Source organism: Streptomyces sp. NPDC004539 (assembly GCF_040610055.1).
In the GTDB taxonomy this organism is placed as follows: Bacteria; Actinomycetota; Actinomycetes; order Streptomycetales; family Streptomycetaceae; genus Streptomyces.
This window is the reverse complement of sequence record NZ_JBEXLS010000002.1, coordinates 47,267-68,002: the sequence shown is the minus strand read 5'-3', so window position 1 is coordinate 68,002 and position 20,736 is coordinate 47,267. Positions and strand designations below refer to the sequence as shown.

The 20,736-nt window shown below is 71.7% G+C and carries 18 protein-coding genes and 1 pseudogene; 10 read left to right on the top strand and 9 right to left on the bottom strand.

Features of this window, described 5'->3' with window-relative positions; all coding sequences use genetic code 11:
• Positions 1-63 precede the first annotated feature (63 nt).
• The 4 genes from ABZX85_RS04045 to ABZX85_RS04030 form a co-directional block, all read right to left on the bottom strand.
• Positions 64-789 carry a class III extradiol dioxygenase subunit B-like domain-containing protein gene (locus ABZX85_RS04045; protein WP_355862393.1) on the bottom strand — a complete coding sequence of 242 codons (726 nt, stop codon included), beginning with the start codon at positions 787-789 and terminating at the stop codon, positions 64-66.
• Positions 790-1,298: 509 nt separating this feature from the next.
• Positions 1,299-2,816, bottom strand: coding sequence for a tRNA (N6-isopentenyl adenosine(37)-C2)-methylthiotransferase MiaB (miaB, locus tag ABZX85_RS04040; RefSeq protein ID WP_355862392.1), 1,518 nt, complete (start codon positions 2,814-2,816; stop codon positions 1,299-1,301).
• A gap of 187 nt (positions 2,817-3,003) precedes the next feature.
• Positions 3,004-3,615, bottom strand: coding sequence for a DsbA family protein (locus ABZX85_RS04035; RefSeq protein ID WP_355862391.1), 612 nt, complete (start codon positions 3,613-3,615; stop codon positions 3,004-3,006).
• Between the two features lie 138 nt (positions 3,616-3,753).
• Complete coding sequence (locus tag ABZX85_RS04030; protein ID WP_355862390.1) at positions 3,754-4,269, bottom strand: MarR family transcriptional regulator; 516 nt, start codon at positions 4,267-4,269, stop codon at positions 3,754-3,756.
• Positions 4,270-4,433: 164 nt separating this feature from the next.
• Between ABZX85_RS04030 and ABZX85_RS04025 the strand changes: the two genes are divergently transcribed.
• Positions 4,434-5,597, top strand: coding sequence for an LLM class flavin-dependent oxidoreductase (locus ABZX85_RS04025; RefSeq protein ID WP_355862389.1), 1,164 nt, complete (start codon positions 4,434-4,436; stop codon positions 5,595-5,597).
• 38 nt (positions 5,598-5,635) lie between these two features.
• Here the strand turns inward: ABZX85_RS04025 and ABZX85_RS04020 are convergent, their stop codons facing one another.
• Both ABZX85_RS04020 and ABZX85_RS04015 read right to left on the bottom strand, forming a co-directional pair.
• Positions 5,636-6,307 carry a response regulator transcription factor gene (locus ABZX85_RS04020; protein ID WP_355862388.1) on the bottom strand — a complete coding sequence of 224 codons (672 nt, stop codon included), beginning with the start codon at positions 6,305-6,307 and terminating at the stop codon, positions 5,636-5,638.
• 254 nt (positions 6,308-6,561) lie between these two features.
• Positions 6,562-7,488, bottom strand: a pseudogene (locus tag ABZX85_RS04015) (sensor histidine kinase); the annotation flags it as partial.
• A 252-nt stretch (positions 7,489-7,740) separates the two neighbouring features.
• Here ABZX85_RS04015 and ABZX85_RS04010 point away from each other — a divergent pair.
• From ABZX85_RS04010 to ABZX85_RS04000, 3 genes are all read left to right on the top strand, one after another.
• Positions 7,741-8,226, top strand: a complete 486-nt coding sequence (locus ABZX85_RS04010) for a TrkA C-terminal domain-containing protein (RefSeq protein WP_355862387.1) — start codon at positions 7,741-7,743, stop codon at positions 8,224-8,226.
• Between the two features lie 4 nt (positions 8,227-8,230).
• Positions 8,231-9,457, top strand: coding sequence for a cation:proton antiporter (locus tag ABZX85_RS04005; RefSeq protein ID WP_355862386.1), 1,227 nt, complete (start codon positions 8,231-8,233; stop codon positions 9,455-9,457).
• A gap of 452 nt (positions 9,458-9,909) precedes the next feature.
• A complete protein-coding gene (locus tag ABZX85_RS04000) occupies positions 9,910-11,397 on the top strand; it encodes a hypothetical protein (RefSeq protein WP_355862385.1) in 1,488 nt (495 codons plus the stop codon).
• 118 nt (positions 11,398-11,515) lie between these two features.
• Here ABZX85_RS04000 and ABZX85_RS03995 read toward each other — a convergent pair whose 3' ends face one another.
• Positions 11,516-11,917 carry a MazG nucleotide pyrophosphohydrolase domain-containing protein gene (locus tag ABZX85_RS03995; RefSeq protein WP_355862384.1) on the bottom strand — a complete coding sequence of 134 codons (402 nt, stop codon included), beginning with the start codon at positions 11,915-11,917 and terminating at the stop codon, positions 11,516-11,518.
• Positions 11,918-12,001: 84 nt separating this feature from the next.
• Between ABZX85_RS03995 and ABZX85_RS03990 the strand changes: the two genes are divergently transcribed.
• Positions 12,002-13,000: a TAXI family TRAP transporter solute-binding subunit gene (locus ABZX85_RS03990; RefSeq protein ID WP_355862383.1), complete on the top strand. Its 999-nt coding sequence runs from the start codon at positions 12,002-12,004 to the stop codon at positions 12,998-13,000.
• A gap of 1 nt (position 13,001) precedes the next feature.
• On the opposite strand, the gene ABZX85_RS03985 is transcribed toward ABZX85_RS03990, so the two are convergent.
• Entirely contained in the window at positions 13,002-14,402 is a 1,401-nt protein-coding gene (locus ABZX85_RS03985) for a HAMP domain-containing sensor histidine kinase (RefSeq protein ID WP_355862382.1), read from the bottom strand.
• 9 nt (positions 14,403-14,411) lie between these two features.
• Positions 14,412-15,098 carry a response regulator transcription factor gene (locus ABZX85_RS03980; protein ID WP_355862381.1) on the bottom strand — a complete coding sequence of 229 codons (687 nt, stop codon included), beginning with the start codon at positions 15,096-15,098 and terminating at the stop codon, positions 14,412-14,414.
• Between the two features lie 311 nt (positions 15,099-15,409).
• Here ABZX85_RS03980 and ABZX85_RS03975 point away from each other — a divergent pair, with 311 nt between their 5' ends.
• From ABZX85_RS03975 to ABZX85_RS03955, 5 genes are all read left to right on the top strand, one after another.
• Complete coding sequence (locus ABZX85_RS03975; RefSeq protein WP_355862380.1) at positions 15,410-16,186, top strand: amino acid ABC transporter ATP-binding protein; 777 nt, start codon at positions 15,410-15,412, stop codon at positions 16,184-16,186.
• Positions 16,187-16,245: 59 nt separating this feature from the next.
• Complete coding sequence (locus ABZX85_RS03970; RefSeq protein WP_355862379.1) at positions 16,246-17,097, top strand: glutamate ABC transporter substrate-binding protein; 852 nt, start codon at positions 16,246-16,248, stop codon at positions 17,095-17,097.
• Between the two features lie 109 nt (positions 17,098-17,206).
• Positions 17,207-17,872, top strand: a complete 666-nt coding sequence (locus ABZX85_RS03965; RefSeq protein ID WP_355862378.1) for an amino acid ABC transporter permease — start codon at positions 17,207-17,209, stop codon at positions 17,870-17,872.
• On the top strand, positions 17,869-18,771 hold the full coding sequence (locus tag ABZX85_RS03960; RefSeq protein WP_355862377.1) for an amino acid ABC transporter permease: 903 nt from the start codon (positions 17,869-17,871) through the stop codon (positions 18,769-18,771). The genes ABZX85_RS03965 and ABZX85_RS03960 overlap by 4 nt, the downstream gene beginning before the upstream one ends.
• A gap of 175 nt (positions 18,772-18,946) precedes the next feature.
• Positions 18,947-20,536 carry an FAD-dependent monooxygenase gene (locus ABZX85_RS03955; RefSeq protein WP_355862376.1) on the top strand — a complete coding sequence of 530 codons (1,590 nt, stop codon included), beginning with the start codon at positions 18,947-18,949 and terminating at the stop codon, positions 20,534-20,536.
• Positions 20,537-20,736: the final 200 nt, after the last annotated feature.

Genomic DNA, 20,736 nt, shown 5'->3' with positions numbered 1-20,736 from the left:
ACGTCCGGGACAGCCATCGGCGGACGGTCTCCCGGGACCGTCCGCCGGCCCGTCCCCGGCGCCCTACGACCAGGTCGCGACCACGTACCCGACCCCGTAGGGCGCGTCCTCGTACAGCAGCTCGCCGCTCAGCCCGGCGTCCTTCCCCGCCCCCGCAAGCACCTGCCAGGGCGCCCGGCCCGACGCCATCAGCTGACGGGCCAGCTCGACGTCCATGGTCTCCAGCGCGGTGACGTCCGCCTTGCCGAGCGCCCGCCCCATCTCCGCGTCGAAGGGCGCCGCCCGCTCGTCGAGGTAGCCCGGCGCCTTGAGCGTCCGGCAGGCGCTGGCGTCGCCCATCACCAGCAGCGCGACACGCCCGGCCCGCCCGGCAACCTCCCGCCCGGTCCGCACGCACCGCTCGGCCCCGAACGGCTCCCCCACCCCGAGTCCCTCGATCGGGGCATCGCCCCAGCCGGCCCGCCCCAGCAGCCAGGCCCCCACCGCGAGCGACGGCGGCAGCAGCCGGCCGGCCCCCACGTCACCCGCCTCGCCGTCGCCCCGCCCCAGCCGGACGACGATGTCGGCACCGAACCCCCGGAACGAACCCGGCGTCCCCTCGGGGTACGGGCCGCACCCGTGCTCGGCCGCGGGACCCACCACCACCAGCCGGTCGGGCCGGGAGGCGGCGAGCACGCCCAGCGCGTCCGTGCAGGCGGCTCTCGCGGCGTCCAGCTCGGGCGCGGCGCCCCCGGCGATCTCGGGCACCAGGAGCGGCGGACAGGGACAGACTGCGGCGGCGACAAGCATGATCGGCAGCGTATCCCCGGGAAGCGGTCACACGTCACATACGGGTCGGTCGGATACGGATGGGGTACGCCCCGGCGGTGACGTCGGGACGGGACCGGATCGGCGTCACGCGAGCGTCGGGACGCTGCCGGTCCGTCGGGACGTAGGCGTCGGGACGAAACCGTAGCGACGCGACGCCGCCGCGAGGACGGAACCGTACCGACCACACGCGATCGTCAGGACGATGCGGTAGCGGCCCGACGCGGCAGGCCGGGACGTGCCCGTTTCGTCGCTACGCATGCGATCCGACGAACCGGTACCGTCCCGACGCACCACCCCTCGCCCCCTCCGCACCACCCTCGCCCGCCTCCCCCGCCGGGACCCGCGTCAGAATCGTCTCGAACTGACCGTAGGCGACCAGCGGATGCACGCCCGCCGCACCGGCACCACCGGGCGCTCCGGAGCACGCGCGTGAGCGCCGGCTCCCGCACCTCAAGCCCCGCAGACGCGACCAGCCCCCGCAGACGCCGTCAGCCGACGCTGCACCCGCCCGTCGCCACCGGCAGCGGCGCGGGCACGCCGATCTGCGGCAGGCCGAGCATGACGCCGGCCGGAGCGGCGGCCTTCTCGGCGGTGCGCTTCTCCCAGGCGTCGCCCGCGCGCGTGCGGCGGACGTCGAGGACGGGGCCCTCGGCGAGGAGGTGGTGCGGGGCGGCGTAGGTGATCTCGACGGTGACGATGTCGCCGGGGCGGACGTCCTGGTCGGGCTTGGTGAAGTGGACGAGGCGGTTGTCGGGGGCGCGGCCGGACAGGCGCCGGGTGGCGTCGTCCTTGCGGCCCTCGCCCTCGGCGACCATCAGCTCGAGAGTGCGGCCGACCTGCTTCTTGTTCTCGTCCCAGGAGATCTCCTCCTGGAGGGCGACGAGGCGCTCGTAGCGCGCCTGGACGATCTCCTTGGGGATCTGGCCCTCCATGGTCGCCGCGGGCGTCCCGGGGCGCTTGGAGTACTGGAACGTGAACGCCTGGGCGAAGCGGGCCTCCCGGACGGCGTGGAGGGTCTGCTCGAAGTCCTCCTCGGTCTCGCCGGGGAAGCCGACGATGATGTCGGTGGAGATCGCCGCGTGCGGGATGGCCGCGCGGACCTTCTCGATGATCCCGAGGTAGCGCTCCTGGCGGTAGGAGCGGCGCATCGCCTTGAGGACGGTGTCCGAGCCGGACTGCATCGGCATGTGGAGCTGCGGCATCACGTTGGGCGTCTCGGCCATGGCGGCGATGACGTCGTCCGTGAAGTCCCGGGGGTGCGGCGAGGTGAAGCGGACGCGCTCCAGGCCGTCGATCTTGCCGCAGGCCCGCAGGAGCTTGCTGAACGCCTCGCGGTCGCCGATGTCGCTGCCGTACGCGTTGACGTTCTGGCCGAGCAGGGTGATCTCGGAGACGCCCTCGCCGACCAGGGCCTCGATCTCGGCGAGGATGTCGCCGGGGCGGCGGTCCTTCTCCTTGCCGCGCAGGGCCGGGACGATGCAGAAGGTGCAGGTGTTGTTGCAGCCGACGGAGATCGACACCCAGGCCGCGTAGGCGCTCTCGCGGCGGGTGGGGAGCGTGGAGGGGAACGCCTCCAGGGACTCGGCGATCTCGACCTGGGCCTCCTCCTGCACGCGCGCGCGTTCGAGGAGCACCGGGAGCTTGCCGATGTTGTGCGTGCCGAAGACGACGTCCACCCAGGGCGCCTTCTTGACGATGGTGTCGCGGTCCTTCTGCGCGAGGCAGCCGCCGACCGCGATCTGCATCCCCGGGCGCGACGCCTTCCTCGGCGCGAGGCGGCCGAGGTTGCCGTAGAGGCGGTTGTCGGCGTTCTCGCGGACCGCGCAGGTGTTGAAGACCACCACGTCGGCGTCGCCGTCGGACCCTTCGGGCGCGCGCACGTAGCCCGCGCCCTCCAGCAGACCGGCCAGCCGTTCGGAGTCGTGGACGTTCATCTGACACCCGTAGGTGCGCACTTCGTAGGTCTTCGCGTCCACGGGCTGGCTCCGGTCACTGCTGCTGGTCATGGCTCCAGGGTAGGCGGTGCCTCGGACACCCTTCGCCCCCGCTTCCGCGCACGGCATCCGGTACGGGTGATTCGTACGCGTACGAAGACCGCGGCGGCGAACTCTCACCGGGCGGGAGAGCCCGCCCCGGCGAGCATCCGTCCCACCTCAGCCCCACCCCACCCCGGCCCTGCCCCCGCCCGGCGCCTCAGCCCAACGCCCCCAACCGCGCATCCACCTCATCAGCCGTGGCCCGCCCCCGAGCCAGCGGCACAACCCGCTCCCCGTCGACGGCCAGCAGCGTGGGAAACCCGCTCACCCCCAGCTCCTCGGACCGCCGGAAGTCCGCCGCCGCGTCCGCACGCGCGCGTGGAGCCTCGAAAGCCGCGACGACGGCGTCCGCGTCCAGCCCGAGCGCCTCGGCGAGCTTCCGGTAGGTGGCGGGGTCGGAGAGGCTCAGCCCGTCGATGTAGAAGGCGTCCTGGAGGGCCGTCGCCGACTCGACGACCCGGTCGGGGGCCACCGCGCGGAGGGCCGCCAGTCCACGGGCCGCGGCCTCGGAGTCCATGACGAAGGAGCCGTCCGCGACGAGCCGCTGATAGGGCTCGGCGAAGACCGCCCCGGTCAGTTCGGTGATCTTCTCGTTGGCGCCCTGGACGTACCCGAACTCCCGGATCGGGACACGCCGACGGCCGGTGAACAGCCCTCCGGAGACCACCTCGACGGGCAGTTCCGGGTGGCGCGCGGCGATCTCGCGGACGGTGGCGGAGAAACCGTGGGACCAGCCGCAGTAGGCGTCGTACACGTAGACGAGCTGCATCGATGACCTCGACAGGGTGGGACGCTCACCGGACGCGAGCGATTCACCTGAGGGAACAGTATCTGCCCCCTCAGATATTTCCGGGACTCCTCCATCCGACGGCCGGCCGCCCGTCACCGCCCCTCACCTCACCCCACCTCACGGCAACCGAGGCAGCATGTCCCGCGCCGCATGGCTCAGCACCCGCAGATCCTCCGCGAACCGCTCCCGGTCCTCTTCCGGAAGCGGCGCCAGGAAGTACCGCTCGATGTTCGCGACATGCACCCGGGACGCCGAGACGACCGTCTCCTCGCCGAGCGCGGTGAGCCGCACCAGCCGCCCCCGGCGGTCACCGGGGTCGTCGACCCGCTCGACGAGTCCGGCGGCCTCCATCCGGTCCACCAGCCGCGTCGCGCCCCCGGTCGTCAGCACCTGCTCCTGGGCCACGGCCCGCATGGACAGCCCGGGTTCCCCCGCGCGCCCGAGGATCAGCAGCACCTCGAAGGTCAGGTGCGTGATCCCGCACTCGACCTCCAGCGCCCGCCCCAGGATGTACTCCAGCCGGTTGGCGGCCCCCTGCAACCGTCCGAACGCCAGCACCAGTTCGTCGTTCGCGGCTTCCCGCGCCGTCGAGATCGCGCCCGCGCGTGCCCCGCCGCTCTCCTCCGTCGCCATGCACCGATCATGCCTGACGGCAGGGGTGAAGCAGTGCGCACTTACCCGGATCTGACGTCCGGTCGGCCGGACGGAGGCCGCGCGTCCGATTGTCAGTGGGCTTTCGTACGATGGCGACGATCGGACCAAATCCGGTCGGAGCACCGTTGAAGGGACCTCCCCACATGAAGCTCGACATCTTCAGCGAAATCCAGGACCCGAAGCCCTGGACCCCCGATCACCAGCACCTGCGGATGACCCAGGCACTGGAGCAGGCGGAGCTGGCCGATTCACTGGGATACGGCTGCTGGTGGCAGGTCGAGCACCACGGCGCTCAGGAGTTCAGCCTGTCGTCGGCCCCGGAGCTGTTCCTCGCCGCGCTCTCGCAGCGCACCGCGCGCATACGGCTGGGTCACGCGGCCGTGCTGGCGCCCCCGCAGATCAACCACCCGATCCGGGTCGCCGAGCGGGCCGCCGTGCTCGACCACCTCAGCGGCGGCCGGGTCGAGCTGGGGCTGACGCGCTCGACGGCCCCAGAGTGGCGGCTGTTCGGCGTGGACCCGGCGACCGTGCGCCGGCAGGTGGCGGAGGTCTTCGAGACCGTCCCGCGCATCTGGGGCGGCGACCTCTCGGTCACCGGGGGCGTCCCCGTCGTCCCGTCGCCTCTCCAGACCCCGCACCCCCCGCTGTGGCAGGCCGCGTCCACGCCCGGTTCGTTCGAGGAGGCCGGCCGCCGGGGCGTCGGTGTCCTGGGGACGACGCTGTGGGAGCCGCTGGAGCGGGTCAGCCGGCTGGTCGAGCTGTACCGCGCGGCGGCGGCCGAGTGCCGTGAACCCGCGGGGGCGTTCGTCAACGACCAGATCGCGTTCTTCACGTTCGTGCACTGCGCGGACACCGACGAGCAGGCGATGCGGGACGGCGCGGCAGCGGCGGCTGCCTGGTACACGGCCCGCGCGCTGACGTTCTTCGAGGCGGCGGACGCGTTCCTGGAGAACATGAACCGCGAGAAGGAACTGATGGCCTCCCCCGACGGCGGCGGGCGCGCGGGCGCGTTCCTGCGCGCCGAGGCGGGCGCCGCGGCCGGGCCGAACGCCGCGCAGCTCGCGATCGGCCGCATCCTCCAGGGCGAGACCGTCCCCGAGGAGGAGCTGTTCGAGGCGCTCAGCGAGCAGGGCTCCCTGATCGTCGGCTCGCCCGAGACCGTCCGCAAGAAGCTCCGGGCGTACGCCGATCTCGGCATCGACCGGCTGATGTGCTTCCAGCAGGTCGGCGGGCTGTCGCACGAGAGCGTCATGCGCAGCATCGAGCTGGTCGGCGAGCTGATCCCGGAGTTCGACCTGGCGGGGTGAGCCCCGGGGCGGCGAACCCCCAAGGACCGGCCCCGGCCTCAGGGGTCGATCAGGCCGGCGCGGATCGCGTAGCGCGTGAGTTCGAGGCGGTCGCGCATCCCGAGCTTCTGGAGCAGGTTGGCTCGGTGACGCTCGACCGTCTTGGCGCTGATGAAGAGGAGGGTCCCGATCTCCTTCGAGGTGTGCCCCTCGGCGACGAGCTTGAGGATCTCCTCCTCGCGCTCCGTGATCGGCCGCTCGGGCAGTCCGTCCCCCCGGTGCAGCCGGTCCAGGTACGACCGTACGAGCGCCCGCTCCGCGCCCGGGTAGATGAACGGCTCGTCGCGCATCGCCGCCCGGCACGCCTCCACGAGGTCCCGGTCGGCGGCCGACTTGAGCACGTACCCGCCCGCGCCGGCCTTCAGCGCCTCGAAGAAGTACTGCTCGTTGTCGTACATCGTGAGGATGAGAATCCGCAGGTCGGGCAGGCGCCTCGACAGCTCCCGCGCCGCCTGGAGCCCCGTCGTCCGGGGCATCGCGACGTCGAGGACCGCCAGGTCGACGTCCCCGGCGCGCGCCCGCTCGACCGCCTCCGCCCCGTCCCCGGCCTCCGCGACGACCGTCAGGTCGGCCTCGCCGTCGAGAATCAGCCGCACCCCTCGGCGCACCAGAGTGTGATCATCGGCCAGTAGTACACGGATGGGCGGACGGCCGGCGGGTGAGGCGGTCATTTCCGTCCCCCGTGCTCTTCCGCCCGCCCGGCGTCTTCGGACGCCGGACCCGCTGCGTCCGCTGGGTCCGCTGCGTCCGCGAAGCCGTCCGCCCGCCCGGACCCGGCCCCCGACTTCCCCGCGTCGACGGCCATCGGCGGAAACCCGCCCCCGAACTCCCGGTGCACGAAGTCCTCCGTACGGCCGTGCTCGCCCGCCCCGCCGTCCCCGTACCCGGCGCGCAGCTCCGCCCGGGGCCCCAGCGGGAGGACGACCGGGATGCGCAGGCGGACCTCGGCGCCGCCGCCGGGGGCGTCGGTGAGGGTGAGGCGGGCGCCGACGAGGAGGGCGCGTTCGCGCATGCCGGGGATGCCGGCGCCCTCGGGTGCGCCGCAGAAGCCCTTGCCGTTGTCGCGGACGACGAGTTCGGCGCCGCCGGGGACGGCCCGCAGGCTCAGTTCCGCGCGGTCGGCGGTGCTGTGGCGCGCGGTGTTGGTGAGGGCTTCCTGGGCGACGCGGTAGATCACGAGTTCGGACTCCTCGGGGAACGGGGGCAGGCCGGCGGCGAGGTCGCGCTGGACGGACAGGCCATGGGTGGTGAACTCGGCGGCGAGCGAGCGCAGGGCGCTGATCAGCCCGAGTTCGTCGAGCACACCGGGCCGCAGCCGGCGCGCGATGCGGCGGATCTCGTCGAGCCCGGCCCGGGTCGCCTCCTGCGCCTGCCCGATCTCCTCGCGCAGTTCGTCCGGGCCCCGGTCGGCGACCCGTTTGAGCTGGAGGAGCACGGCGGTCAGGGTCTGCCCGACCTCGTCGTGCAGTTCGCGGGCGATCCGGCTGCGCTCCCCCTCCTGCGCGGACAGGGCCCGCCCGGCGCTGGCGGCCCGCTCGGCCTCCAGCCGGTCCAGCATCGCGTTGTACGTCATGATCAGCTCGGCGGTCTCGACGGGCCCGGCGACGACCGCGCGCCCGCCCGGCTGCAACAGGTCGGCGGAGGCCATGGCCCGCCCCAGTCGGCTCAACGGCGCGAGGCCGATCCGCAGGACGACGGCGTTGGCGACGAGCAGCACCCCGAGGCCGGCGGCCACGACGAGCGCCTCGGCGGGCAGTACCGGCGTGGACACGGTGACGGGTCCCAGGAGCAGGGCGGCGGCGACGATCAGACCCACCGCGTTGAGGCAGAACATCCGCCAGAACAGCGACACTCCCCCGACCCCTCCTCTCCTCGGCCCTCGTGAAGGCCCGCCCCGCGAGGTCCCGCCTCGCGCCCACGGCGCACCCGCGAAAAGCCTCGCCGCCCACCCCCCGACCGGTCCATCCGTCATGACACCCATATCGCCACGGTACGGCCGGATGGCAGCATGGTCGGTTCCGGGCGTGTGTCCGGAACACATCGGCAAGGCTTCCGCGGCTCGCGGGAGGCTCGGCCCGACATCAGCATCAAGGGGAAGAGAAACGTGTCTGCTCCACGCCTCCGGTCGACGCCGTTGCCGGGCATCGGGGTCCAGTACGACCTGGTGACGCGCGATCACCGCCACATCTCGGTCGTGGCGCACCGCGACGGCACGCGCACGGTGAACGTGTACCGGTCCGACGACCCCGACTCCTGTGCCCAGTCGCTGCGGCTGACCACCGCCGAGGCGGAATCGCTGATCGACGCGCTGATGCCGTCGCACCACAGCCCGAGCCTGCTGTACACGACCGACCTGGGGCTCGTCGCCGAGCGGGTCGAGGTGGGGGCGACCTCCCGGTGGAACGGGCGGCTGCTGGGCGACACCCGGATGCGCACCGAGACCGGTGCCTCGATCGTCGCGGTGCTGCGGCGCGCGGAGGCGATCCCGTCGCCCGCGCCGGACTTCCGGCTGGCCGGCGGTGACACGGTGATCGTGATCGGCACCCGGGAGGGCGTCGACGCGGCGGCCGCGATACTCGGTCAGGAGTGAACGAGTGCATTCCGCGGTCCTGCTCATCGAGTTCGGTTCCATCATCCTCGGCCTCGGACTGCTCGGGCGGGTCGCCGCCCGGTTCCAGTTCTCGCCGATCCCGCTGTACCTGCTGGCCGGTCTCGCCTTCGGTGAGGGCGGGCTGCTGCCGCTCGGCGCGAGCGAGGAGTTCGTCGCGACGGGTGCCGAGATCGGTGTCATCCTCCTGCTGCTGATGCTCGGCCTGGAGTACACGGCCAGCGATCTCGTCTCCAACCTGAAGTCGCACTATCCCGCCGGGGTCGTCGACTTCTGTCTCAACGCGCTGCCGGGCGCCGCCGCCGCGCTGCTGCTCGGCTGGGGGCCGGTCGCGGCCGTCGTCCTCGCGGGGGTCACCTGGATCTCTTCGTCCGGGGTGATCGCGAAGGTGCTGGGCGACCTGGGGCGGGTCGGCAACCGGGAGACGCCGGTGATCCTCAGCATTCTCGTGCTGGAGGACCTGGCGATGGCGGTGTACCTGCCGATCGTCACCGCGCTGGTGGCGGGCGCCGGGCTGCTGTCGGGGTCGCTGACGCTGGCGATCGCGCTGGGTGTCGCGGGGCTCGTGCTGTTCGTGGCGCTGCGGTACGGGCGGCTCATCTCGCGGTTCGTCTCCAGCGACGACCCGGAGAAGCTGCTCCTCGTGGTGCTGGGGCTGACGATCCTGGTGGCCGGTGTGGCGCAGGAGCTCCAGGTGTCGGCGGCGGTCGGCGCGTTCCTCGTGGGCATCGCGCTGTCGGGCGAGGTCGCCGAGGGCGCCCACACGCTGCTGAGCCCGCTGCGCGATCTGTTCGCGGCCGTCTTCTTCGTCTTCTTCGGCCTGCATACGGACCCGGCGAGCATCCCGCCCGTACTGCTGCCCGCTCTGGCGCTGGCGGTCGTGACGGCGGGCACGAAGATCGCCACCGGCTACTGGGCCGCCCGGCGGGCCGGGATCTCCGTCCGTGGCCGCTGGCGCACCGGCGGCACGCTGGTCGCGCGCGGCGAGTTCTCGATCGTCATCGCGGGCCTCGCGGTCACGGCCGGCATCGAGCCGTCGCTCGGCCCGCTGGCCACGGCGTACGTCCTCCTGCTGGTGATCATCGGCCCGCTGACGGCCCGCTACACCGAGCCCCTCGCCACGCGCTGGGCGCTGCGCCGGGAGTCCGCCAAGGCGGCGCAGGAGGTGCCACCTCTGGTGGAGAAGCAGGAGCAGACGTCGGTGGGCGACTGAAGCCCTCCCCTTCGAGGCCCTCCCCCTTGAGGCCCTCTCCCTTGAGGCCCTCCCCGCTGAGGCCCTCCCCATCGAGGCCCCCTCGCTCGAGGCACCCCCCTTCGAGGCCCCCTCCACCCCGCACGGCCCCCGAAGCGACGCGCGACCCGCGTCGCCCCGGGGGCCGTTCCGCGTTCCGGTCCGGCACCGAAGTCGCCCTCCACGAAGCCGAGTTGAGGCCCGGACCGACAACTCGCCGCACACCGCCAGCAAGCCCCCGAGAACGCCCCAGACATGACGCAGGTCACACCCCGATGTGATCAAACTGTGGAACCTCCGCGTGGTCGCCGTGGCATGCTCATGGCCCGTTACCGGTGAGTAGGCGAACTCGCCCCGCCGGTCGTTCTCTCTCCACACCCCCCTCACCTCCAGGACTGACGTTGCGCCGACGCACGAAGCCCTATCGCGCCCTCATGCCCGCTCTGGTCGCGAGCACCCTGCTCCTCGCGGCGGGCTGTTCCTCCGCCCCGCAGAACGACCGCCCCGCCGCGGCCGGCGAGCAGATCGCCGCGGACATCTCGACGACCGCTCCGGACGACGCCCCGCTGGCCGTGGCCGCCGCACCCGACGACGCGCCGACCGCCACCGCGCGCCCCGGCGGCGGGTCCGACGGACGGGCCAAGGCCAGCAAGCTGAGCGTGGCCTCGTACGACAGCCGGACCGGACGGGCCGTCATCTCCTCCAACGCGGGCAAGCGGAACGAAAGTTCCCCATCACCCACAAATTCCTCAAGTCCCTCGGAATCCACCGAAAACCCGGCCTCCCCGCAGCCCTCCGGCGACGTGGAATCGCCCTCGGGACCGGCCTCCGCAGCCCCCTCGGCGAGCGATTCCGCGCCCGCCGGCTCCGCCCCCGAGCAGACCACCGCCGTGGGCGACGTCATCGCCAGCGCCCCCGCCCCCGGCGCCCCGAACGGTCTGCTCGCCAAGGTGACGAAGGTCCTCGGCGAGACGGACGAGGGCACCGAGGTGGAGACCGAACCGGCGCAGCTGAACGCGCTGCTGGCCGACGAGACGGCGAAGGGGAGGGTCCCCGTCGACCCGTCCGCGTTCGAGATTGACAAGCTGCTGCCGGACGTCGACATCTCCTGGTCGAAGACCGGGGACGTGCACGTCGGCCCGAAGGGCGCGACCGTCCCCCTCGGCAGTCTGCGGCTCGACGTCAGCGCCGCGCTGCCGACGGTCGGCAACGGCTCCGCGTCGGCCTCCGCGTCCGTCTCGGGCTTCGTCCAGGTCGCCCCGCAGGTCGACTTCACGTACGGCGGCGAGGGCGCGGCGGCCTCCCCGCTCTCGGCGTACCTCGGGGTCTCCGGCGACTGGTCCTCGGCCTGGTCCCTGAAGGGCCGCGCCGCCGCCTCGGCGACCGCCCAGCGCATCCCCTTCGCCAAACTGCACGCCGACCCGGTGCTCCAGGTCGGCCCGGTCCCGGTCGTCGTCAACCTGGACCTGACCTGCTACGTCCAGATCACCGGCGACGGCAAGGTCACGGTCGACGTCGAGCAGAGCGTCGAGGGCGACTTCAAGGCGGGCGGGTCCTTCGGGCTCACCCAGGGGTGGACGCCGGTCAACTCCTCGACCGTGAAGAGCACTCCGGTGCGCACGTCCGTCACCACCGCGGGCTCCGTCAAGGCGGCCCTGGGCGCGGAGGCCAGCGTGGGCCTCTACGGCACCGTCGGCGTGATCGCGGACCTCGCGCCGTACGTCCGGGGCGAGGGCCAGGGTTCGGTCACCGGCACGGACGGCGACTTCGAGACGAAGGGCACCTGGGCGCTCTACGGCGGCATCGACCTGACCGGCACCCTGCGGCTCCAGCTCTCCGTCTTCGGCACCCCGGTGCTCAAGCGGGACATCCCGCTGGGCACGCTGCACCGGGAGTGGAAGCTGGCGGGCTCACCGGCGTGAGGAACGGGTGGGCCACCGCCCCGGCGGGGGCCCACCCGGCGCCGTGCACGATCCCCGGCGGGGCCCGTCGCGCGCCGTGAGCGATCCCCGGGGCCCGGCGCCGCCGTACACAGCCGCCCTACGAAGCGGACCCCCATCCCTGTCGGCGCAGCACCCCCGCCACGTCCGGCGCCTCGTAGTGCTCCCCCTTGAGCACCTTCCCGTCGACCCTGCGGGCGATCTCCCCGCCGGGGCCGATCTTCGTCATGTTGGAGCGGTGGATCTCGGCGAGGACGGCGTCGAGGTCGATGCCGTGCACGAGGGCCGTGCCGTAGGCGACGTACACGACGTCCGCCAGTTCGTGCGCCAGCCGGTCCAGGGGGCCGGTCACGGCCACCTCGGCGACTTCCGCGGCCTCCTCCGCGAGCAGCTCCCCGCGGTGCGCGGCGAGCGCGGGGGCGACCTCGGAGGGCGTGCTGCGGGCGTCGAGCCCGAAGGCTCGGTGGAACTCACTGACCAGATCGGCGGGCGACGAACTCATGCCCCGACTGTATCGGCGCCCACTGACAACCCCCCTGTGCCGCCCGCCCTGGTCACCGTCCGCCCCGCCTGGCAGGATCGCGCCATGCCCAAGCTGCCCGCCCGTATCGGCAAGCGCCACGCGCTCGAAGGAGCCGGCGTCGGTGTCGTCCTGCTCGGGCTGCTGCTGTGGTGGCTGCTGCCGCTGGGGGACGATCCGCCGTCCGGGTCGGTCAAGTTCACCACCGGGAACAAGGTCGGCGTGTACTACCAGTACGCCGAACTCCTGAAGGGTGCGCTGTCCGAGAACATGCCGGGGCTGAAGGTGCAGCTGCTCCAGAGCAACGGCTCGCAGGCGAACGTCAAGAGCGTGGCCGCCGACGAGGCGCAGTTCGCGATCGCAGCCGCCGACGCCGTCGCCGGGTACGAGGACGCGCACAAGGACGGACCGGACGAGCTGCGCGCGGTCGCGCGCCTGTACGACGACTACCTCCAGCTGATCGTGCCGGCCGGATCGGACGTGAAGACGGTCGCCGACCTGAAGGGCAAACGGGTCGGCACCGGGCTCAACAACTCCGGCGTACGGCTCATGGCGAACCGGGTCCTCGCGGCGGCCGGCGTCTCCCAGAAGGAGATCACGCCCATGAACGAAGGCATCGACACCGGGCCGCGGGATCTCATGGCCGGCAAGATCGACGCGTTCTTCTGGTCCGGCGGAGTACCGACCAACGGCCTCCAGCCCCTGGCGGCCAAGCCCTTCGAGTTCCGGTTCGTGGCCATACCGCCGGACCTCGTCGCCAAGATGCACGAACAGGGTGGTCCGGCCGTCTACTACCGGTCCACCAACATGCCCGGGGACGCCTACCCGAACCTCCAGCACGGCGAGCCCGTGCCCACGGTCGCCGTCGCCAACCTCCTGATCACCCGTGCGGACACCCCGGAGCGCCTCGTCGAGTGGTTCACCCGGATCGTCATCAAGAGCCGTGACGACATCGGCAAGAACGTCCACTCCGCGCAGCTCGTGGACCTGAGGACGGCCATCTACACCGACCCCCTCACCCTGCACGCCGGCGCCCGCCGCTACTACCGCTCGGTGAAGCCGTAGTTCAGGAGGCCGACGTCCTGGGCACCCGGACCGTCACCGTCAGCCCGCGCGGTTCGTGGGGGCCGTACGAGATCGTCGCCCCGCCCGCCGCGAGCAGCGCGCGGGAGATCGACAGCCCGAGCCCCGAGCCCTTGATGTTCTGATGCCGTCCGCTGCGCCAGAAACGGTCGCCCACGCGCGCGAGTTCCTCCTCCGTGAGGCCGGGCCCGTTGTCGGTGACGACGACGGTCGCGGTGGTGCCGTCGACGGCGACGGACACCTCGACCTTCTCGCCCTCGGGGGTGAACTTGACGGCGTTGTCGATGACGGCGTCCAGCGCGCTGGACAGGGCGACGGGGTCGGCCCACGCGGTGGTGGCCGGACAGTCCCCGCGCAGGGTGACCCCCTTGGCCTCGGCGGTGGGCGCCCACGCGGCGACGCGTTCGGCGGCGATCAGACCGACGTCGGTGATCCTCAGGTCGGCCTCGGAGTGCTCGGCCAGGGCGAGGTCGAGGAGGTCGTCGAGGACCTGGGCGAGTCGCTTGCCCTCGCCCTGGACGGAGGCGATCTCCTCGTTGCCCTCGGGAAGTTCGTACGACAGCAGTTCGATCCTCAGCAGGAGCGCGGCGAGCGGGTTGCGCAGCTGGTGCGAGGCGTCGGCGACGAAAGCCCTCTGCTGCTCCAGGACGTCCTCGACGGTGTCCGCCATCTCGTTGAACGACCGGGCCAGCCTGCGGAGCTCTGGAGGGCCTCCAGAGGCCGCCACGCGGGACTTCAGCCGACCGCTGGCGATCGCGTGGGTGGTGCTGTCGAGAATCCCGACCGGCTTGAGCACCCAGCCCGTCAGCCGCAGCGCGGCGCCGATCGCGATCAGCAGCGCGGCGACCTCGCCCGCGCCGATGATCAGCCACCCGCGCAGGATGCGTGACCGCAGCGCCCCGGTGGGTGAGTCCGTGACGACGACCGCGACGACGTCGCCGTCCCGGATGACGGGCGACGCCACGACCAGCCGACTCCGGTCCCAGGGCCACACCTGCTCGGGGTCGTGACTACGACGGCTGAGCAGTGCCTCGTTGAACGCCTTGCGTACCTCGGAGTCCTTCGCGCCCAGCCCCCAGCTGGACGGGGCGACGGCCATGGGGGCACCTCTGCGCGGGAAGACCCCGCCACAGATGCCGTAGACGCCGTAGTAGCTCTGGAGCTCCTTCCGCAGCGTCTCCTGCCGCTCATTGGGGGTGGTCGACACGTCCTCGGTCACCGTCACGAACTGCGCGAGCGCCGCGAACCGCGCGGTGTCGTCGATCCGGTCGACCACCACTTTCTGCTGCTGCGCGCCCGCGAGGCTGACGGCCAGCGGGACGCCGAAGGCGAGCAGGACGGCCGCCATGAGGACGATGAGCAGCGGCAGCAGCCGTGTACGCACGCGTGCCCGCTACGCGGCCGGCGCGACGAGCCGGTAGCCCACGCCGCGTACGGTCTCGATGAGCGCGGGCATGCGCAGCTTGGCGCGCAGCGAGGCGACGTGCACCTCCAGGGTGCGCCCGGTGCCCTCCCAGCTCGTGCGCCACACCTCGCTGATGATCTGCTCTCGGCGGAACACCACGCCGGGCCGCTGGGCCAGAAGGGCGAGCAGATCGAACTCCTTTCGGGTGAGCTGTACGACGGCGCCGTCCACGGTGACCCGGCGGGTCGGCAGCTCGATGTGGACGGGGCCGAGGACGAGGGCGCTGTCGGCCGCCGGGGCGCCGTCCTCGTGGACGGTGCGGCGGCTGACGGCGTGGATTCGGGCGAGCAGCTCGCCGGTGTCGTACGGCTTCACGACGTAGTCGTCCGCGCCCAGGTTGAGGCCGTGGATGCGGGAGCGTACGTCCGAGCGGGCGGTGACCATGATGACCGGGGTGGCGGTGCGCTTGCGGATCTTGCCGCACACCTCGTAGCCGTCCTGGTCGGGCAGTCCCAGGTCGAGCAGGACGACGCCGAACCCGGGCCCCTCGGGGACGAGCGCCTGGAGGGCCTCCTCGCCGCTGCGCGCGTGGGTGACGTCGAAACCGTGCCTCCTGAGGACCGCGGACAGGGCCGCGGCGACGTGATTGTCGTCCTCGACGAGCAGCAGTCTCATTCCGGCCTCCCCCAGTTCATTCCTTTGTAGCGCCGAGCCCCTAGGAATGAACCGGAGCCCCGGGTGCGAAAACGCGCCACCACGCGCGCGTGCACCACCGAAGTCACGCTGATGGACGACGACGCCGTCAAGCGGGTTCCGGTTGCGCACCCCTTCCGTTATCCGCCCGATACGCGCTCAGGTCGCCGGGCCACTACACGTGTCCGATTGCTATCGGATCGTGATGCTCAGATTCACCTCAGATGTAATGACGCTGGTCGCGACTGGTTACTACTGTCCTCGAAACCCGAGGAGGACGGAGCCAGAGAGCGATGACCGAAGTATCGGTGGCCAAGCAGGACGCGGCCTCGACCGACGAGCTGGTCGTCCTGAAGAGCGTGAACAAGCACTTCGGTGCGTTGCACGTGCTCCAGGACATCGATCTGACCATCGCGCGCGGCGAGGTCGTCGTGGTCATCGGACCCTCAGGGTCCGGGAAGTCCACCCTGTGCCGCACGATCAACCGCCTGGAGACGATCGACGAGGGCACGATCACGATCGACGGGAAGGCGCTGCCCCAGGAGGGCAAGGAGCTGGCCAAGCTGCGCGCCGACGTCGGCATGGTCTTCCAGTCGTTCAACCTGTTCGCGCACAAGACCGTGCTCGAGAACGTGACGCTGGGACAGGTCAAGGTCCGCAAGGCCGACAAGAAGGCGGCCGAGGAGAAGGCCAGGGCGCTCCTGGACCGCGTCGGAGTGGGTACCCAGGCCGACAAGTACCCCGCACAGCTCTCGGGCGGCCAGCAGCAGCGTGTGGCCATCGCGAGGGCGCTCGCGATGGACCCGAAGGTGATGCTCTTCGACGAGCCCACCTCCGCGCTGGACCCCGAGATGATCAACGAGGTCCTGGAGGTCATGCAGCAGCTCGCCCGGGACGGCATGACGATGATCGTCGTCACCCACGAGATGGGCTTCGCCCGTTCGGCCGCCAACCGGGTGGTGTTCATGGCGGACGGCCGCATCGTCGAGCAGGCCGCCCCCGACCAGTTCTTCAGCAACCCGCGCAGCGATCGCGCGAAGGACTTCCTGTCCAAGATCCTGCACCACTGACGGCCTCACCCGCACCGATACGGACCCGCATCCCTTCCCAGCACTCCTAAGGACGCTCCATGAAGCTTCGCAAGGTCACCGCCGCCTCGGCCGCCGTCCTCGCCCTCGCCCTCGCCGCGACCGCCTGCGGCAGCGACAAGAAGGACGACGACACGAACAGCAGCTCCTCCAGCGGGGGCGGCAGCAAGATCAAGATCGGCATCAAGTACGACCAGCCCGGCCTCGGCCTGAAGAAGCCGGACGGTTCCTTCGCGGGCTTCGACGTGGACGTCGCCACGTACGTCGCCAAGGAGCTGGGGTACCAGCCGAACCAGATCACCTTCGTCGAGACCAAGAGCGCCGACCGTGAGAACGCGCTCGAGCGCGGGGACGTCAAGTTCATCGCGGCGACGTACTCGATCACGGACAAGCGCAAGGAGAAGGTCGACTTCGCTGGGCCGTACCTGCTGGCGCACCAGGACCTGCTGATCAAGGCGAGCGCGAACATCGCCAAGGGCGACGACCTCAACGGCAAGAAGCTGTGTTCCGTGACGGGCTCGACCTCCGCGCAGAACGTCCAGAAGACGATCGCGCCCAAGGCCAACCTGAAGGAGTACAGCAGCTACTCCGAGTGCATCGCCGCCCTCCAGAACGGCGCCGTGGACGCGGTGACGACCGACGACTCGATCCTCGCGGGCTTCGCCTCGCAGGACCAGTACAAGGGCCAGTTCAAGCTCGCGGGCCTCAAGCTCAGCAACGAGAACTACGGCATCGGCGTCAAGAAGGGCGACACCGCGACCACCGACAAGATCAACAAGGCGCTGGAGAAGATGGTCTCCGACGGCTCCTGGCAGAAGGCGGTCGACGCCAACTTCGGCCCGGCGAACTACAAGAACGAGCCGGCCCCGAAGATCGGCGTCCTCGTCAAGTAGACGCGGAGCAACCCCGAAGGGTTCCCGAGGCGCACCGCCGTACGTCGCGATCACGGCGGCGGCGCGCCGCGCCCTCCCCCTGACCATCCACCCGGAAGCGCGGGAGATCGTGTTCGACTTTCTTGAAGGTTACGACGTCCTCGGGGCGTTCTGGATGACGGTGAAACTCACCGCACTCTCCGGCCTGGGCTCCCTCGTCTGGGGCACCCTGCTGGCCGGGATGCGGGTCAGCCCGGTCCCGCTGATGCGCGGGTTCGGCACGGCCTACGTCAACATCGTCCGGAACATCCCCCTGACGGTCATCATCCTGTTCTGCTCGGCGGGTCTCGCCGACGTCTTCGGTGTGACCCTGGGCGCCGACGACTTCAAGATCCAGGGATTCCGGCTGGCCGTGCTCGGTCTGGTCGCGTACACCGCCGCGTTCGTCTGCGAGGCGCTGCGCTCCGGCATCAACACAGTGCCGATGGGGCAGGCTGAGGCCGCACGGGCCATCGGCCTGAGCTTCACCCAGACCCTGACGCTCGTCATCCTGCCGCAGGCATTCCGCGCGGTCATCGGCCCGTTGGCCAACGTCCTGATCGCGTTGACCAAGAACACCACGGTTGCCGCCGCGATCGGCGTCGCCGAGGCCGCCTACCTGATGAAGACGATGATCGAGAACGAAGCGCAGACGCTGCTCATCGGCGTGGTCTTCGCGTTCGGCTTCGTGGTACTGACCCTGCCGACCGGCCTCTTCCTCGGCTGGCTGGGCAAGCGACTGGCGGTGAAGCGATGAGCTCGGTCCTGTACGACACTCCCGGCCCCCGGGCCAAGGTGCGCAACATCGTCCTCTCGGTGGTCTTCGCCGCCCTGCTCGTCCTGCTCGTGTGGTGGGTGTGGCAGAAGATGGACGACAAGAATCTCCTGACGTCCGCCCAGTGGAGCCCGTTCACCGAGTCGGAAGCCTGGACGACGTACCTCCTGCCCGGGCTCGGCGACACGCTGAAGGCCGCCGCGCTCGCCATGCTGATCGCCCTCCCGCTGGGCGCGGTCCTGGGCATCGCCCGCCTCTCCGACCACGCCACGGTGCGCGCGGTGTCCGGGACGATCGTCGAGTTCTTCCGGGCCATCCCGGTACTGCTGCTGATCCTGTTCGCGAACCAGTTCTTCTCCAGCTCCACGGACATCACGAGCGAGGACCGGCCGCTGTACGCCGTTGTGACGGGCCTGGTGCTCTACAACGCGGCCGTGCTCGCCGAGATCGTCCGCGCGGGCATCCTGGCCCTCCCCAGGGGCCAGACGGAGGCCGCCTACGCCATCGGTCTGCGCAAGGGCCAGACGATGAGCAGCATCCTGCTCCCGCAGGCCGTCACGGCGATGCTGCCGGCGATCGTCAGCCAGCTCGTCGTCATCGTGAAGGACACCGCGCTGGGCGGTGTGATGATCGGCTTCACCGAGCTGCTCAACTCGCGCGGCACGCTGGCGGCCAACTACGCCAACCCGATCCCGAGCTTCATCGTGGTCGCGGTCATGTTCATCGTCCTGAACTTCATCCTGACCAGCTTCGCGAGCTGGCTGGAGAAGCGCCTGCGGCAGAGCAAGCGCAGCACGGGCGCGGTACTGGGCACCGACGACGTGGCGACTTCGGCCGTTGTCGGCGGCACATACGGCACGGGTGCGGGCGGCGCGACCTGACGCTCCCTCACATCCCTTGACCTGTACGGAGGCAGTGGCGCGCGCGCCACTGCCTCCGTCACTTGACGCAAGCAGCGGCAATGGGTTGCATACGTTCTGTGATCGCGCTCCCTGCTCGTCCTTCGTATTCACTCACGTCCCTGAGGGCACCGTCGCGGGCAGGGGGCGGCGTCCAGTGGACCCGGTGATCATCGTCGGAGCGGGGCCCGTGGGGCTCACGCTCGCCCTGGCGCTCGCGCGTCAGGAGGTGCCGTCGGTCGTGCTGGACGAGGGCCCGGGGAAGGACGAACCGAGGCTCGCGCGGACGGTCGTCCTGCGGGAGGACACGACCGCGCTGGCGGAACGGCTCACCGGTGCCCCGCTCGACGGGCTGCGCTGGACGGGCTGGCGGTCGCTGCGCCGCAAACAGACGATGCGTGAGGTCACGTTCGACGACGCCGAACCGGCCCCCCTGCACCTCGCGCAGCACGTCCTCACGAACGCGCTGCGTACCGCTGTCGCGCGCGAGCGCCTGGTGAAGCTCTCCCCGGACAGCCGGCTGGACACGATCGAGCAGGAGGCGTCCGGCGTCACCGCGCACACGCGCGGGCCGAAGGGCACCTGGTGGCGCGGGAGTCATCTGGTCGGCTGCGACGGCCCCCGTTCCACGGTCCGCAAGCTCCAGGACATCCGCTTCCCGGGACGCACCGGCGTCGAGCGACACGCCGTGGCGGCGCTGCGGGCGGAACTTCCGTGGGAGGGTCAGGCGTTGCTCCATCGGATGCCGCCGTGGCGGACGTCCGGACCATCGGCCGGGGAGGTCACCGCCCGCCCCCTCCCGGACGGCGTCTGGCGCCTGGACTGGCTGCTCCCGCCCGGCAAGGACCTCGTCACGCCCGAGCTGCTGGTGGCGCGCGTGCGCGAGACCCTCACCGGCTGGAACGGCGGGACGACCCCTCCGTACGAGCTGCTCGACACCGGCGTCCACACCGTCCACCACCGGCTGGCCCGCCGCTGGCGCGTGGGCCGGGTCTTCCTCGCCGGGGACGCGGCGCATCTGCTGGGCGCGTTCGGCACGCAGGGGCTCGACGAGGGCCTCCGGGACGCCGACAACCTCGCCTGGAAGCTCGCGGCGGCCTGGCACCACGGCCCGCGCGAGGCGCTCCTCGACAGCTACCAGGCGGAGCGCCGCGCGGCCGTCTCCGCCCGGCTGCGCGCGGCCGACCAGACACTGCCGCTGCTGCGCGGCGGCGGGGGTCTGCGCGCGTACGTCCCCGGCGCCGCCCGGGGGCACGACGCGCTGCTCTCCGACGGCCACCTCGGCCGGGGCCCGCTCGGCGCGCCCGGCGGCCACGCCGACTCCCCGCTCGCGCCCCGGCACCTGGCCGCGGAGGTGCCCGTGGACACGCCGCCCGGCGCGCAGGTCGCCGACGTCCGGGTGACCGCCGAGGACGGCTCCTTCGTCCGCCTGCGCGACCGGCTCGGCCGGGGCGCGCTGCTCGCCGTGCTGGTCGCGCCGGGGACCGGCGTGTGGGAGCGCAAGCACTGGGTGGGCGCCGGCATCATGCCCCGGCTCGCCGCCGCGGTGACCGCGCTGCCGTATCCGGCGGAGCTGCTGGTCGCCGAGAGCTATCCGGGGGCCGCGCCCCACACCGTGCTGCTGATCCGTCCGGACGGGCATCTGGTGGCCGCGCTGAACGGCGTACGGCCGGCGGATCTGTACGCGGCGGCGGAGACGGCGATGGGCGGGGCGAGCCGGGAGGAGGCGGAGGCGGGGGTGCAGTGAGCACCGGCGGCCTCCGGCTCCACCGGGAGGCGCACGATCCCGGGGTCTCGTGACGTACGGGAGCGCGTTCCCCGGTCCTTCGGAGCGCGCGTTCTCCGGCCCCGCACAGAGCGTGCTCCCCGGTCCGACGATCCGACGAGAACACCGGTCCGCGCCCCTGCCGTCCGTATGGTGACAGCCAGTTGACCGTCCCGCACGGC

What these genes read in the sequence shown, in the direction of transcription:
- ABZX85_RS04045 (WP_355862393.1), bottom strand. Translation starts at nt 789, where the DNA reads ATGCTTGTCGCCGCCGCAGTCTGTCCCTGTCCGCCGCTCCTGGTGCCC.
- miaB (WP_355862392.1), bottom strand. Translation starts at nt 2,816, where the DNA reads ATGACCAGCAGCAGTGACCGGAGCCAGCCCGTGGACGCGAAGACCTAC.
- ABZX85_RS04035 (WP_355862391.1), bottom strand. Translation starts at nt 3,615, where the DNA reads ATGCAGCTCGTCTACGTGTACGACGCCTACTGCGGCTGGTCCCACGGT.
- ABZX85_RS04030 (WP_355862390.1), bottom strand. Translation starts at nt 4,269, where the DNA reads ATGGCGACGGAGGAGAGCGGCGGGGCACGCGCGGGCGCGATCTCGACG.
- ABZX85_RS04025 (WP_355862389.1), top strand. Translation starts at nt 4,434, where the DNA reads ATGAAGCTCGACATCTTCAGCGAAATCCAGGACCCGAAGCCCTGGACC.
- ABZX85_RS04020 (WP_355862388.1), bottom strand. Translation starts at nt 6,307, where the DNA reads ATGACCGCCTCACCCGCCGGCCGTCCGCCCATCCGTGTACTACTGGCC.
- ABZX85_RS04000 (WP_355862385.1), top strand. Translation starts at nt 9,910, where the DNA reads ATGCCCGCTCTGGTCGCGAGCACCCTGCTCCTCGCGGCGGGCTGTTCC.
- ABZX85_RS03995 (WP_355862384.1), bottom strand. Translation starts at nt 11,917, where the DNA reads ATGAGTTCGTCGCCCGCCGATCTGGTCAGTGAGTTCCACCGAGCCTTC.
- ABZX85_RS03990 (WP_355862383.1), top strand. Translation starts at nt 12,002, where the DNA reads ATGCCCAAGCTGCCCGCCCGTATCGGCAAGCGCCACGCGCTCGAAGGA.
- ABZX85_RS03980 (WP_355862381.1), bottom strand. Translation starts at nt 15,098, where the DNA reads ATGAGACTGCTGCTCGTCGAGGACGACAATCACGTCGCCGCGGCCCTG.
- ABZX85_RS03975 (WP_355862380.1), top strand. Translation starts at nt 15,410, where the DNA reads ATGACCGAAGTATCGGTGGCCAAGCAGGACGCGGCCTCGACCGACGAG.
- ABZX85_RS03970 (WP_355862379.1), top strand. Translation starts at nt 16,246, where the DNA reads ATGAAGCTTCGCAAGGTCACCGCCGCCTCGGCCGCCGTCCTCGCCCTC.
- ABZX85_RS03960 (WP_355862377.1), top strand. Translation starts at nt 17,869, where the DNA reads ATGAGCTCGGTCCTGTACGACACTCCCGGCCCCCGGGCCAAGGTGCGC.